This is a genomic window from Roseateles terrae (genome assembly GCF_014192155.1).
GTDB classification, from domain to species: Bacteria; Pseudomonadota; Gammaproteobacteria; order Burkholderiales; family Burkholderiaceae_C; genus Roseateles; species Roseateles terrae.
This window is the reverse complement of record NZ_JACHXO010000003.1, coordinates 25,315-38,794: the sequence shown is the minus strand read 5'-3', so window position 1 is coordinate 38,794 and position 13,480 is coordinate 25,315. Positions and strand designations below refer to the sequence as shown.

The following is a 13,480-nucleotide window of genomic DNA, read 5'->3' as shown; positions in this document are numbered from 1 at the left end:
CCGCTTCCATGGCCGCTGCTGCCGTTCCACCAGGCGCGGACGCCGACTTCAGCGCCGCGATGCAGGCGCTGCTGCGTCAGGCGATCGACGACGCGGGCGGCTGGCTGCCGTTTGACCGCTACATGAGCCTGGTGCTGTATGCGCCGGGTCTGGGCTACTACGCCAACAGCCTGCGCAAGTTCGGCACCATGCCGCAGCAGGGCTCGGACTTCGTCACCGCACCGGAGCTCTCCCCGCTGTTCGGACAGGCGCTGGCCCGTCAGGTCTCGCAGGCGCTGACGGTGAGCGACACCCGCACCGTCATTGAATTCGGCGCTGGCAGCGGTGCGCTGGCGGAGCAACTGATCGAGACGCTGGACGCGCTGGGCACGCCGCTCGAGTCCTATCAGATCGTGGATCTCTCCGGCACGCTGCGCGAGCGGCAGGCCCAGCGACTCGCGCGTTTTGCGCCGCGGGTGCAATGGCTGGACCAGTGGCCGACCGAGATTCACGGCGTGCTGGTGGCCAATGAACTGCTGGATGCGATGCCGGTGCAGCTGCTGCACTGGACCGGCCGCCAGTGGCGCGAACGTGGCGTGGAAATGGACGGGCAGGGCCAGCTTTGCTTCGCCGACCGCCCCACCACGGCCCGCCCGCCGACGCCGCCCGAGGCGGACATGACCTTCGTGCCGGGCACCGTGACCGAAGTGCATGCGCAGGCGGAGGCGTTCGTGCGCACCCTGGCCGACCACCTCAAGCGTGGCGCCGCGTTTTTCATCGACTACGGCTTCCCGGAATCGGAGTACTACCACCCGCAGCGCACCGGGGGCACCCTGATGTGCCACCACCTGCACCGTGCCGACCCGGATCCACTGTCCCTGCCCGGGCAGAAGGACATCACCACGCATGTGAACTTCACCGGCATTGCGCTGGCGGGGCAGGAGGCCGGGCTGACGGTGCTGGGCTACACCAGTCAGGCGCATTTCCTGATGAACTGCGGGCTGGTGGACCTGATGGAGCACGCCGACATCGCCCAGCGCAGCATGGCCCACCGGCTGATCGCCGAGCATGAAATGGGCGAGCTGTTCAAGGTCATCGGCTTTGTGCCGGGCGACGAGTTCGACGCCATCGGCTTCCAGCGCGGCGACCGCTCTTACATGCTCTGAGCCGTCGCCAGGGTTCGCAAGGCATTCAACCGGGCCAGATGAATCGCCTGGCCGATGTCCGGTCCCCGGCGGCCCGCCGCGATGGCCTGCGCCGAGACGGCTGCGGTGTCCACCGCCTGCAGCGCGGCGAGGGCCTCCATCAACTTGGGCCGCTGCGGATAGTCCCGCTGCTCCATGCCGGTGCGGCCGCGCACGTCGCATTCACAGGCCAGCAGCATCTGCTCGAAACGCTCCGGTCGCCGCAGCGCGTCGCAGCGCTCCAGCAGCCGCATCTGCGCGTCGGGGGTGAACGTCAGGCTGCTGTGGACGTGGATATGTTCCCGCGCCACAAGCACCGCCAGTTCCCGGCAGTCGGTCGGCACCTTCCAGTGCAGGGACAAGGCTTCGGCGAGCGGCACCCCGCGCTGGTCGTGGCCGGGGTGTCGGGGCAGGTCGGCCTCGGGCGTCTCGCCCTTGCCCAGGTCGTGACACAGGGCTGCGAAGCGCACCGTCAGCGGCGCCTGCACCTTGGCGCACTGGTCCAGCACCAGCAGCAGGTGCACGCCGGTATCCACCTCCGGATGATGCGCCGGTGGCTGGGGCACGCCGAAAAGCCGGTCCAGTGCCGGGGCCAGACGCGCCAGGGCGCCGCAATCCCGCAGCACTTCGATCATCCGGGACGGCCGGGCCTCCATCAGGCCGCGGGACATCTCCTGCCAGACCCGCTCGGGGACCAGGGCATCGACCTCGCCGTCCTCCACCATCTGGCGCATCAGGCGGACCGTCTCCGGCGCCACGGTGAAATCGCTGAAGCGGGCGGCAAAGCGGGCCAGACGCAGGATGCGGACCGGGTCTTCCACAAAGGCGTCCGACACATGCCGCAGCACCTTGGCCTGCAGATCGCGCTGGCCGCCGTAGGGGTCCACCAGCGACCCATCCCCGGCCTGGGCCATGGCATTGATGGTGAGGTCGCGGCGAGCAAGGTCTTCTTCCAGCGTCACATCGGGCGCCGCGTGTACCGTGAATCCGCGATAGCCGGCCCCCACCTTGCGTTCGGTCCGCGCCAGGGCCACCTCTTCATGCGTCTGCGGGTGGAGGAACACCGGGAAGTCCTTGCCGACCGGCAGGTAGCCCGCATCCAGCAAGGCTTGCGGGTCGGCCCCAACCGCCACCCAATCCCGGTCCTGCACCGGCAAACCCAGCAGGGCGTCGCGGACGGCGCCGCCGACCAGATACATTTGCATACTCATGTTGCGGTGCAGCATCCCCAACAGTGGGGGTAGTTAATTTACTCTAGCTAGGTATATTCACCCATGTCACCTGCACATGAGTGTCCGCTTCAGCGGACCAAAGGGCCGAGAGAGACACCGAGCCAGGCAAGTGACTAGCAGTAGGGAGTGTATGAATGAAGGTAGTCGTCGCTCTCGGATTGATGTTTCTGAGTCTCGCCGCCCACGCCAAGGAACAGCAGGTCCCATCACAGCTGTCCTTGTCGGCCCGCGGACTGTCCCAGCTCGCCAGCGAGCCGGTGACCGCGGAGACCAGTTTCACCCAACGCAGTCAGTCCGAGCCGGTCCAGTTGCCGGATGTCAATGAACAGGAAGGTGCGGATTCGATCCTGCCTTCGCTGGGTAGTGAATCGCAAACGCAAGCGTTGATGCTGGGTGGCCTGCTGGCCATGGGCTTCCTCGTCCGCCGCCGCCGCGAGGAATAAGGCTGTCCCAGCCGGACGGGTGCCAGAGTCTGGCGCCCGTCTGTCTCACCTTGAAGGTCCCTGCGGAGCGCGCGTGTGCCGCGCTGCTGCGTTCAGATCACGGACTTCACCACCGGCACCGGACCGCTCACGTCCCGGTACGGTTCCTCGAAATCCAAAAAGTCTTTTTCCGCCAGCGCTGCGGCCACCCAGTCCTGCACGGCGGGCGTCGCCTCCAGGCGCTCGGCATAGGCTTGCGCGAGGGGCGGCAACGGCAAGCCATAGCGGGTGACCCGCATCACCACCGGCGCAAAAAACGCGTCTGCCGCGCTGAAGGTGCCAAAGAGGAAGGGTCCGCCGCAGGCTTGCAGCGTGTCGGTCCACAACTCTCCCATGCGCGCCAGATCGGCTCGCAGACCTTCGTGGCGCGCCAGCAGTTGCGGGCCCACCGTCCGTAGATCGGCATCGATGTTCATCGGGCACTGGGAGCGCAGCGCGCCAAAGCCGCTGTGCATCTCCGCGCAGACGGTGCGCGCCCGTGCGCGCCGGGTGCGATCCGCCGGCCAGATGCCCAGGTCCGGATACAGCTCCGCCAGGTATTCGACGATCGCCAGGCTGTCCCAGATGGCCAGTCCGTCGTCCACCAGCACCGGCACCTTGCCGGTCGGCGCCACGGCGCGTGTGGCTTTGTAGAAAGCCGAGTCCGGCGAGAAATCAAAGCGCAGCGCCTGTTCCTCGAACGGAATCTCCATCGCCTTCATCAGCACCCAGGGGCGCATCGACCAGGACGAGTAGTTCTTGTTGCCGATGATCAGCTTCAGGGTCATGCGCAGCTCCGTGGTGTCGTTCTGTGGCGTGTGGGGTGGGCGCCTCTTCGCGGCAGGTCCGCGTGGCGCTCCGGGCAGGTTCAGTTGCCGTTGGCCGGCAGGTCCTGAGACACCGCGGCGGTGGTGCCCGCCGGGCCGATCACCCGGCCCAGGCGCTCCCGCAGCTGGGTGCCGCCTTCGCGGCCCATCAACTGGGCATACACCGTGGCGTTGGACAGCACCTTGCGCACATAGTCCCGGGTCTCGTTGATGGGAATGTTCTCGGTCCAGACGGCGGCATCCAGCGTCGAGCCTTCGCGCCAGCGGCGCGGCCGGTTCGGCCCGGCGTTATAGGCCGCAGCGGCCATGGCCTGCGAGCCGTCGAAGCTGTCCAGCACCAGCTTCAGGTAGCCGGTGCCCAGACGCAGGTTGACATCCCGGTCATGCAGCATCTCCGGCTTCACATCCAGGCCCAGCTTTTTGGCGGTCCACTTGGCGGTGGCCGGCATGACCTGCATCAGGCCGGAAGCGCCGACATGCGAGCGCGCGTCCATCATGAACCGGGATTCCTGACGGATCAGGCCATAGACGTAGGTCGGGTCGAGCCCGGACGCGGCGGCCGTGCGGAACACATCGGCGCGGTAGGGCATCGGATAGCGGGTGTTGAGGTCGATTTCCTGGCGGGTGCGCTCGCTGGTGGAGATGCAGCGCTCCCACAGTTCACGCTCACAGGCCGTCTGGGCGACCGCCAGCAGCTCCCGGTCCCCCAGGCCGCGCATGCTGAAGTTCCATTCGCGCTGGCCTTCACTGCGCAGCCCCACGGCGAGCAGCAGCATCGCCCGGGAGACGCCCGGCATGGCCAGGGCCTGCGCACGTTCCTGGGCGGTCAGGTCGGCCGGTTGGGGCGGCAGCGGCAGGCGCAGACGCAATTCATCGGCGGCCAGCTTGCCGTAGTAGTGCAGCGGGGAGGCAATGCCGCGCAGGGCGTCCAGCGCTTCCTTGCGCTGCGCATCACCGGCCGGGCCCTTGGCGGCCAGCGTCTGCTGGGCCTTGGCCTTCCAGTACACCCAGGCCGGGTCTCGTTGCTCGGACGGCTTCATCAGCGCGATGGCTTCCAGCAACTGCTCCGGCCGGCCATTGCCGCCATCGGCCCGCAGCGCGGCGCGGGCGATCCAGCTCAGCGTGTCGTCGCTCCACTCCATGGCACCGCCGGCGCGGGCCTGCAGGCGCAGGGCGCGATCGAAGTAGTCGCTGGCCACATCCTGTTGGCGCAGGGCGGCCTGGCGCCCCAGCTGGGCCCAGAGCCAGGCGGCCAGATCGGTCGGCAGCCGGGCGGCCCAGGCCTGCACATCGTCGGCGGCGGTGGCGGGGTCCTGCACCGCCATGCGCTGCAGCGCCAGGGCGGTCAGCTCGGCCTGTGCACGGGGACGCGCGGACCCCTTGCGCTTGAGATAGCGGTCCGGCTTGTCCATCAGTTCGGTCAGCGCCTGGGCGTCCGCCTTGGGCAGCAGAGCGCTCACCTGCTTGATGGCCCGTGGACGATTGGCCTCGACCGACTGGCGCAGCTTCAGCCAGACATCGGTGTCCTTCAGCTTGCCGCCTTCCAGCAGCGTGGTGGCCAGCTGATGGCAGCCTTCATCCATGTCCCGCTGGTTGAGCCACGCGCTGCGCGCCTGCTCCCGCAGCTCCTTGCTGCGGTCCAGCGCCGGGTCGGCCAGCAGGGCGTAGCAGACCACCTCCCGGTCGTCCTGCATCTTGTAGCTGGCATGGTCGCGCCGGAAATTCACCCAGTCACGGCGGCGGCCCAGCTCCAGCAGCCAGTCGTTGCGCAGCCGGTCTTCCACATAGCTGCCGGGCCAGCGGGCGTAAAAAGCGCTGAGTTCCGCCTGCGTCGCCTCCGAGAGGCGGTTGTTCAGTTCCCAATAGTCGAACCATGGCGCCAGCGGATGCTGCTGGTCCAGGGCCATCTGACGGTCCGCGGCCAGGCGGACGCGGTCGCGTTTTTGCCAGGCGTCGCGGGCGTCCAGCACCAGGTCGGCGTTGGGCGGGGGCGGGTTGGGGACCACCGCAAAGGGCGAGGGCGCCTGCGCGATGGAAGGAAGGGGCGACAGGCCGATGGCGCCAAGCGCGAGGGCGGTTACAGTGATCCGAGCGAACTTCATGCCGTACTGCGATGAATGCCTCCCCCACGGACAACACCTGGCCCCATGAGAGAAACGAGCTGCGTCGCGCCTTGCGGGCGCGCCGCCGGGAATGGATGGCCGGCCCGGACGCCCGCCTTGCGGAGGACCGTCTGGGTGAACAGCTGCAAGGCCTGCTGCGCCAACTCGAGCCGCTGAGCCTCGGGCTGTATTGGGCCCTGGAGGGTGAATTTAACGCAGCCGACTGGGCTCTGGCCCACAAACTCGATGTGTCTCTGCAACTGGCGCTTCCGTTCGCCCGAAAGGCGGGACCCGATCGGGGGCCGGCGCGCATGAGTTTTCATCGGTGGGACGGCAGGACGCCCACCGAGAAGGACGAATGCGACATCCCCACCGCCACCGGAGCCGTCCTGGTGCCGGAAGTACTGCTGGTGCCGTGCCTGGGCTTCACCCGGGAGGGGTACCGGCTGGGCTATGGCGGGGGATATTTCGACCGGTGGCTGGAAGCGCACCCCGGTGTGACGACGATCGGACTGGCCTGGAGCTGCTGCGAGGCGGCGTTCGAGGTGCAGCCGCATGATCAGCCGATGACGATCGTGCTGACGGAGAACGAGCTGATCGCGCCGTGACCACCCCGTATTGACGCCAGGGTGGTGTAGTCGTGGAGGTGATGCTGCAGTGATCGTGCCGCAGACGTGCCGCGGCGGCGCCCGCCCCCTGTGATCCTGCTCGTCCAGCGACTTCCGCCGCGTCCGCGCTTCTAACGATCAGCTTCGATGCTGAACGGTGCCGCGAGCGGCGGCTCCGCCTCCCCGATGGCGCTGCGCGTGCCGGCCGCCTGCTCCAGGATCCACTCAGCGAATTCCATGACCTCCGGCCGGGCGCGGCCTTGCCGGGAGAGCATCAGCCAGTAGACCGTCGGCGCGCCCATGCGTCCCTGCTCGCCAAACGGTTCGGCCAGCTCACCCCGTTGCAGGGCCTCGGCCACCAGCGGCAGCCGCGCGAGCGCCACCGCCTGTCCCGACACCGCCGCCTGCACCTGCTGATAGGTGAAATTCAGGTACATCCAGCGACGGGGCTGCAAGTCCGGCAACCCACGCTCGGCCAGCCACCGGCGCCAGCTCAGGAACAGCCCGCTGGGCCGTTGATCGTCTTCTTCCGCCAGCGTGTGCTGCCGCAGGTCCGCGGCGCTGGCCAGCGGCGGTGCCTGGCCGGCGGCCGCCTGGCTCGCCATCCAGGGGCTGACCACCGGTGTCAGCACTTCGCCGAACAGCCGCTGCGCCGTGGGCGGCACCCCCCGCGGCGGGCAATAACGCAGGGCGATGTCGATTTCGCTGTCCTCCAGGTCCACCACCTGATCGTGGGCGGAGACGCGGATGTCCATGTCCGGATGGTCGCGCTGGAAGGCTTCCAGCCGCGGAATGAGCCACAGCGAGGCGAACGAGGCGAAGGTGGTCACGTTCACCACGCGGCGACCGCGCGTCTGACGCATCTGGCGCACCGTGCCGTCCAGCCGCTCCAGCAGCGGCGCCACCGTGCTCTGCAGCAGTTGCCCGTCCGGCGTCAGCGCCACATGCCGGGTGCCGCGCTGGAACAGGGTCGTGCCCAGTTCCTCCTCCAGCGCCCGGATCTGCCGGCTGACCGCCGACTGGGTGAGGAACAGATCCTCCGCCGCGCCGCTGAAACTCAAACGCCGGGCCACGGCTTCAAACGCCCGCAGCGGGCCGATGCTCAAGGGACGGTGGCGGGGCGTATTCATGCGCAAATGCTATCAATCCTGAACCCAAGTCTCATTGGACCCAGGCCCGGGACAACCCTAGCATTCCCCCATGCCTTCAAGGGAAACACCCGGTGGTTCGGGTGCGGAGGCCGCAGGGGAGTTCATCATGTCCAAGACCCATTCCGCATCAATCCATCCCACCCGGCGGGACGGCGCCTGGGATATGCAGGCCGGCGAGACCATGCGCCTGCCGATCGGTCCCGGGCAGCGCGAACTTCGGGTGCTGGAGGGACGGGTGTGGGTGACCCAGCAAGGGGCGTTGGATCTGCCGTCGGACGACTACTGGCTGGAAGCCGGTGACGCGCTGGATCTGCCCAGCGGTGCCGACCTGGTGATCGAGGCGTGGCCGCAGGCGCGGTTCCAGTTGCTGGTGCCGCCACAGGCCTGTGCCCAGCGCGCGGCCGCCCGGCGGCTCAGCGCGGGGGGCGGCGTTTCGGGGCGGCTTTCGCGGCTTTTGCGGCTGGCGCCGGTTTCGCGTCTGGTGCAGTGGTCGCAGCGGCTGCAGGGCGCTTCGCGTCCGACGGTTGCTTGACCTTGGCCTTGCTGCTGGTGCTGGTGCTGGTGCTGGTGCTGGTGCTGGTGCCGCCGGAACTGGCGCTGCGGCTGGAACCGGCATTCCGTCCGGGATCTTCACCCTGAGTGGCACGGATGCTCCGGCCAGCACTGGCCTGGGGATCGCGCCTGGCGGCGGTGGGCGGACGGGCCGCGGCTGAGGGCTTGGTAGGCTTGGAGGGTTTGGCATTGGCCGACCGCAAGGCGGCTTCCATCGCCAGACGCGCCCAGGGCGCCATCAGCGCGGCCGATTCCAGCGCCTCCTCGGGAGGCTGGTAATAGCCCAGCGAGGCAGTCGTGACCGACCCGTCCTTGGACCGCCGCTCATACCGGAAGGGCTCACACCCCGCTCCCTCGAAACGGGGACGGGTCTGGTCGTCGGTCTTCAGGTAGAGCTGGTCCCGGGTGATGATGGCCACAAACACGTCATCGGCATACAGCCCGTGGCCGCCGAACATGCGCTTGGGCCGAATCGGTCCCAGCATGGCCAGCAGTTCCATGCAGTGCGCCACAAAGCCGTTGTCCAGACGAGTCGTTCCCATGGGGGGCACTCTAGCGCGGCCCGGGTGGGACGGCCACAATCGGCGCAGCCTGGGCCACGGGGTCCGGGACATCGGGAGCGGGATGGAATCTCAGGACACGACGCCGGAGCCGGGTCTCGGCGGATCAGAAGCCGCGCTGGCAGAACGCCGCGCGCTGCGGGACCGATTGATCCAGGAGCGGCTGGACCTGCCGGGCCGTCTGGCCCTGGCCGAGCAGTTGCAGCGGGTGCTGCGGGTGTGGCTGGTGGCGCGCAAGGAGTCGCGCATCGCCGCCTACTGGCCCATCAAGGGTGAATTCGACCCGATGCCGGCGCTCTACCGCTGGAGCGAGGCGGACGCCCAGCGCCGCATCGGCCTGCCGGTGGTCGACCGGGACGAACAGCGCCTGCGCTTTCACATCTGGTATCCGGGCTGTCCGATGGAAGAGGACGGCACCGGCATCACCAAACCCAAGGACACCGAAGCCTTCGAGCCGCAACTGCTGCTGCTGCCGTGCCTCGGTTACGGGCCCGGCGGCATCCGCCTGGGGTATGGCGGCGGCTTCATGAAGCGCACCATTGCGCGGATCGAGCCTCGGCCGCTGGTGGTGGGTGTCGGCTACGGCCACGGTTTCCAACCGACGCTGACCGCACTGCCGAACGATGTGCGGCTGGATGCGATGCTGACCGAGATGGGCCTGGTCTGGGAGAATCCTCGCGCATGACGACCGCCACTCCCGCTTCCGCCTCTGCGGCCCCTCGTGCCGTGCGCACGCCGTCGGACCTGTCCACGCAGTCCTCCTTGTCCGCGCTTTATGCCGACCACCTGGCCGAGCAGCAGCGGCGCACCGAGCATGCGCTGCAGCGCGGCGGCTTTGATGCGCTGGTGATTGCCTCCGGCATCGAGAAGTTCGCCTTCCTCGACGACCGGCCCTATGTCTTCCAGCCCAATCCCCATTTCAAGCTGTGGGTGCCGCTGGTGCAGCATCCTGACAGCTGGCTGGTGATCCGCCCGGGCCACAAGCCGCGCCTGGTCTATTGCCAGCCCGAAGACTACTGGCATGTGCCGCCGGCCGCTCCCAGCGGTTTCTGGGTGGAGCATTTCGAACTGATCATCGTGCGCCGCGCTGAAGAGGCCCTGCCGCATCTGCAGGTGCCGGGCCGCCTCGCGGTGATCGGCGAGGCGGATGCCGCCCTGGGCGAGCTGGTGCCCAACAATCCCGCGACGGTGCTGAACCCGCTGCATTACGCACGTGCGGTCAAGACGCCTTACGAGCTGATGCGCATGCGCGAAGCGTCTGTGCTGGGTGCCAAGGGTCACCTGGCCTCGCAGCGCGCATTTCGCGAAGGAGCGTCGGAGGCCGAGGTGCACCGTGCCTATCTCACCGCCGTGGGTCTGGCGGAACGCGAGCTTCCCTACGGCAACATCGTGGCGCTGAATGAGCATTGCGCCGTGCTGCACTATCAGTATCAGGACGTGGCGCCGCCGGCGCAGTCCCTGTCGCTGCTGGTCGATGCGGGCGCACATAGCTGCGGCTATGCGTCGGACATCACCCGCACCACCGGCAATGGGGACGCCACCTTCCAGGCACTGCTGGATGCAATGGAAGCATCGCAGCTGCGCCTGGTCGATCGGGTCCGCGCCGGGACCGACTACCGCGACATCCACCTCGCCGCCCATGCCGAATGTGCGCGGGTGCTGCGGGAAGTGGGCATCGTGAAGATGGAGGAAGAGGCGATGCTGGCCCAGCGGGTCACCAGCACCTTCCTGCCGCATGGCATCGGCCATCTGCTCGGTCTGCAGGTGCACGACATCGGTGGCTTCATGAAGGATGAAGACGGCGGGCTGCTGCCCAAACCGGACGGCCACCCCTACCTGCGCCTGACGCGGGTGCTGCAACCCGGCATGGTGGTGACCATCGAGCCGGGGCTCTACTTCATCCCGATGCTGCTGGAGAAGCTGCGCGCCACGCCGGCCGCCGCCCACGTGGATTGGGCGATGGTGACGCACCTGAGCGCATTTGGCGGCGTGCGCATCGAAGACGATGTGGCCTGCCGTGAGGAAGGTGCGCCGGAGAACCTCACGCGAGACGCGTTTGAGCGACTGGTGTGAGGCCAACGGCCGATTCCCGGGACCATGCGAAGCCACCCGGGATCGACGGTCTCACAGGCGCTTCCGGGCCTCAGGGCTGCAAACACAGCCATGACGTCGCTCGTTCCCCGATCAAGGGGATGCGGCGCCTCCAGCGTTGTCGGAACAAAGTGACGAAAAAAATGGCGCCCCCCGGTGAAGGAGGGCGCCATCATCACAGCCGCCGCGGTGCCCCATATCGTCTATGTGCGTCGGCCATGAAACTGTCGATGCAGCCGTCAAAGGCTGCTCTCACGCGCAGCTCATGTTGAGCGGCTGCGCGGGAGGCTGAGCGCCCCGAAGACTCAGAAGCGGTAGCCCACGCCCACGCCGATCAGCAGCGGGTCCACCTTGAACTTGCCGACTTCGGTCCCGGCCGAGGACACCTTGGTGCGGATCTGCACCTTCTTGATGTCCACGTTCAGCGACCACTTCTTGTCCAGCATCACATCCATGCCGACCTGTGCGGCCAGGCCGAAGCTGTTGCTCTTGATGCTGGGCTGCAGTGCGGCCTGCACGGCCGGGTCGAAGTGCACGCTCGAGAAGTGCGTGTAGTTGACACCGGCACCGACGTACGGGCGGAACTGGCCGTTCGGGATGAAGTGGTACTGCAGCGTCAGGGTCGGCGGCAGATGCTTCAACGTGCCGATCTGGGTATCACCCGAATAGATGCGCTGCTTCTGCGGATAGGTCAGCACCAGTTCCGCAGCAATGTTGGGCGTGAAGAAGTAGGAAACATCAACGTCCGGGAAGGTCTTGTTGTTGATGTTCAGGTCCAGCCCGGTCGAGTCCTTGTTGGCCGAATCCAGGTGCAGGGCGCGCACGCGCACCAGCCACGGGTTTTCCACCGATTGGGCCTGGGCCATCACCGGTGCGCACAGACCCGCCACCGCAGCAGCGGCGGCCACCAGGCCCGAGGACACACGGGCAGCACGAGAGCGAAGGACGTTCATTCAGGTTTCTCCTTGGTAGCGAACAAGGTGAATTGAACGCCTGCCGATCAGTAGAAACCTTGATGCCGCACAAGGTTTGGCTGCACCGACCCTCCCGGGTCGGCCGCCTTGTCAGAAATCAAGACTTGGACAGCAAACTGAGGCGGGAACACAACTCCAGGGTGAGCGCCGACTGGTTGAGGGTGTAGAAGTGCAGCCCCGGCACGCCCCCGGCGATCAGCCGCTCGCACAAACGGGTCACCACATCCAGGCCGAAGGCGCGCACCGACGCGGCATCGTCCATGTAGCCTTCCATCTTCAGCGCCACCCAGCGGGGAATCTCGATGCCGTCGCGCTGCGCGAATTGCGCGATGCGGGCGTAGTTGTTGATCGGCATGATGCCCGGCACGATCGGTGCGGTGACGCCCAGCGCCCGCGCTGCGTCAACGAAATGGAAGTAGGCGTCGGGGTTGTAGAAGAACTGCGTGATGGCGCCGCTGGCGCCCGCGTTCATCTTGTCGGCGAAGAACTGCAGGTCCCGCGCGGCATAGCGCTGCTGCGGGTGGTATTCGGGATAGGCGGCGACTTCGATGTCCCAGTCCGCGCCCTGCGTCTCGCGGATGAATCGCACCAGCTCGGCGGCATAGCGGAATTCACCGGCGGTGGCGGTGCCGCTGGGCAGATCACCGCGCAGGGCCACCACACGGCGGATGTTCTGCGCGCGGTAGGTGGCCAGAATCTCGGCGATGTTCTCGCGGGTGGAGCCCACACACGAGAGGTGCGGTGCCGCATCGAACCCCTGCTGGGCGATCTCGGCCACCGTGGCGAGCGTCTTCTCGCGCGTGGAGCCGCCAGCGCCATAGGTGACGCTGAAATACTGCGGATTCACCGCGCGCAACTCTTGCACCACGGTCTTGAGCTTCTCGCTGCCCACCGGCGTGTTGGGCGGGAAGAACTCGATGCTGACAGGTGTACTCATGGGGTCATTCCCTCCCAGGCTGCGGGACGTCTTTGCGTGCCCACAGGAAAAATTCTCGATTGCCGTCGCCACCGGTGATGGGGCTGTCCATCCAGCCTTGCACCGACCAGCCCAGCGCCTGCGCCGCATCGCGCGCCTGCTGCTCCAGCTGCGGATACAGCGACACATCCTTGACCAGCCCGCCCTTGCCGATGGCCTGCGGCCCCAGCTCGAATTGCGGCTTGACCAGCAGCAGCGCCTGGCCGCCTTCGGCCAGCCACGGATCCAGATGGGGCAGGGCGCCCACCATGGAGATGAAACTCAGGTCCCCCACCACCAGATCAAAGCCTTCGGACGGCGCCAGCGTGCGCAGCGGGCTCTCCGCCAGCGCGCGCACATGGGTGCCTTCCAGCGCGGCCACACGCGAGTCGCTTCGCAGCGACGCATGCAGCTGGTCGTGGCCCACATCCAGTCCCACTACCCGCGTGGCGCCGGCCTTGAGCAGACAGTCGGTGAAACCGCCGGTGCTCTGGCCCACGTCCAGCGCGGTGAGGCCGGTCACATTCAGACCGGTGGTGCGCAGCGCACCCTCCAGCTTGAGACCACCGCGCGAGACATACCGCAGCTCCGCATCGTCGGTGATGCGCAGCTCGGCATGCTCGGGCAGGGCCTCGCCGGCCTTTTTCAGCGGCATCCAGCCCTTGGGCGAATGCCAGGAAACAGCCCCCTGCTCGATCAGCCGCTGGGCGGCGGATCGGGTGGGGGCCAGGCCGGTGGACACCAGCAACTGGTCAGCTCTCATCGGGGGTGGGGCGCGGCCCGCGGGTGCAGGCCGCGGCGCTC

The 13,480-nt window shown here is 67.6% G+C and carries 14 protein-coding genes; 6 read left to right on the top strand and 8 right to left on the bottom strand.

The annotated features are described in order from the left end of the window. Window positions 1-8: 8 nt before the first annotated feature. A complete protein-coding gene (locus tag FHS28_RS09415; protein ID WP_246409936.1) occupies window positions 9-1,145 on the top strand; it encodes a class I SAM-dependent methyltransferase in 1,137 nt (378 codons plus the stop codon). Here the strand turns inward: FHS28_RS09415 and FHS28_RS09410 are convergent. Beyond that, a complete protein-coding gene (locus tag FHS28_RS09410; protein WP_088454551.1) occupies window positions 1,133-2,368 on the bottom strand; it encodes a multifunctional CCA addition/repair protein in 1,236 nt (411 codons plus the stop codon). The two genes, FHS28_RS09415 and FHS28_RS09410, sit on opposite strands and share 13 nt — an antisense overlap. A gap of 161 nt (window positions 2,369-2,529) precedes the next feature. On the opposite strand from FHS28_RS09410, the gene FHS28_RS09405 reads away from it, so the two are divergent. Next, entirely contained in the window at window positions 2,530-2,838 is a 309-nt protein-coding gene (locus FHS28_RS09405) for an LPXTG cell wall anchor domain-containing protein (RefSeq protein ID WP_184294464.1), read from the top strand. Window positions 2,839-2,930: 92 nt separating this feature from the next. Here the strand turns inward: FHS28_RS09405 and FHS28_RS09400 are convergent, their stop codons facing one another. Further along, on the bottom strand, window positions 2,931-3,638 hold the full coding sequence (locus FHS28_RS09400; protein ID WP_088454587.1) for a glutathione S-transferase family protein: 708 nt from the start codon (window positions 3,636-3,638) through the stop codon (window positions 2,931-2,933). Between the two features lie 86 nt (window positions 3,639-3,724). Next, window positions 3,725-5,785: a lytic transglycosylase domain-containing protein gene (locus FHS28_RS09395; RefSeq protein WP_088454553.1), complete on the bottom strand. Its 2,061-nt coding sequence runs from the start codon at window positions 5,783-5,785 to the stop codon at window positions 3,725-3,727. A gap of 11 nt (window positions 5,786-5,796) precedes the next feature. Here FHS28_RS09395 and FHS28_RS09390 point away from each other — a divergent pair, with 11 nt between their 5' ends. Beyond that, entirely contained in the window at window positions 5,797-6,393 is a 597-nt protein-coding gene (locus FHS28_RS09390) for a 5-formyltetrahydrofolate cyclo-ligase (protein ID WP_088454554.1), read from the top strand. Window positions 6,394-6,524: 131 nt separating this feature from the next. On the opposite strand, the gene FHS28_RS09385 is transcribed toward FHS28_RS09390, so the two are convergent. After that, window positions 6,525-7,523: a LysR family transcriptional regulator gene (locus tag FHS28_RS09385; RefSeq protein ID WP_088454555.1), complete on the bottom strand. Its 999-nt coding sequence runs from the start codon at window positions 7,521-7,523 to the stop codon at window positions 6,525-6,527. Window positions 7,524-7,650: 127 nt separating this feature from the next. On the opposite strand from FHS28_RS09385, the gene FHS28_RS09380 reads away from it, so the two are divergent. After that, on the top strand, window positions 7,651-8,076 hold the full coding sequence (locus FHS28_RS09380) for a DUF2917 domain-containing protein (RefSeq protein WP_184294462.1): 426 nt from the start codon (window positions 7,651-7,653) through the stop codon (window positions 8,074-8,076). Here the strand turns inward: FHS28_RS09380 and FHS28_RS24130 are convergent. Further along, complete coding sequence (locus tag FHS28_RS24130; RefSeq protein WP_246409868.1) at window positions 7,958-8,638, bottom strand: TfoX/Sxy family protein; 681 nt, start codon at window positions 8,636-8,638, stop codon at window positions 7,958-7,960. The genes FHS28_RS09380 and FHS28_RS24130 overlap by 119 nt on opposite strands. Window positions 8,639-8,720: 82 nt before the next feature. Between FHS28_RS24130 and FHS28_RS09370 the strand changes: the two genes are divergently transcribed. Together FHS28_RS09370 and pepQ are read left to right on the top strand one after the other, a co-directional pair. Beyond that, entirely contained in the window at window positions 8,721-9,341 is a 621-nt protein-coding gene (locus FHS28_RS09370) for a 5-formyltetrahydrofolate cyclo-ligase (protein ID WP_088454557.1), read from the top strand. Then, window positions 9,338-10,729, top strand: a complete 1,392-nt coding sequence (gene pepQ / locus FHS28_RS09365) for a Xaa-Pro dipeptidase (RefSeq protein ID WP_088454558.1) — start codon at window positions 9,338-9,340, stop codon at window positions 10,727-10,729. The genes FHS28_RS09370 and pepQ overlap by 4 nt, the downstream gene beginning before the upstream one ends. A 323-nt stretch (window positions 10,730-11,052) precedes the next feature. On the opposite strand, the gene FHS28_RS09360 is transcribed toward pepQ, so the two are convergent. The 3 genes from FHS28_RS09360 to FHS28_RS09350 all read right to left on the bottom strand — a co-directional run bounded on the left by FHS28_RS09360 (window position 11,053) and on the right by FHS28_RS09350 (window position 13,439). Continuing rightward, the gene (locus FHS28_RS09360; RefSeq protein WP_088454559.1) at window positions 11,053-11,700 is read right to left on the bottom strand and encodes an OmpW/AlkL family protein; all 648 of its coding nucleotides are present in this window, start codon (window positions 11,698-11,700) and stop codon (window positions 11,053-11,055) included. 118 nt (window positions 11,701-11,818) lie between these two features. Beyond that, complete coding sequence (gene metF, locus FHS28_RS09355) at window positions 11,819-12,658, bottom strand: methylenetetrahydrofolate reductase [NAD(P)H] (protein WP_088454560.1); 840 nt, start codon at window positions 12,656-12,658, stop codon at window positions 11,819-11,821. A gap of 4 nt (window positions 12,659-12,662) precedes the next feature. Beyond that, window positions 12,663-13,439 carry a TlyA family RNA methyltransferase gene (locus FHS28_RS09350; protein ID WP_088454561.1) on the bottom strand — a complete coding sequence of 259 codons (777 nt, stop codon included), beginning with the start codon at window positions 13,437-13,439 and terminating at the stop codon, window positions 12,663-12,665. Between the last annotated feature and the right edge of the window lie 41 nt (window positions 13,440-13,480).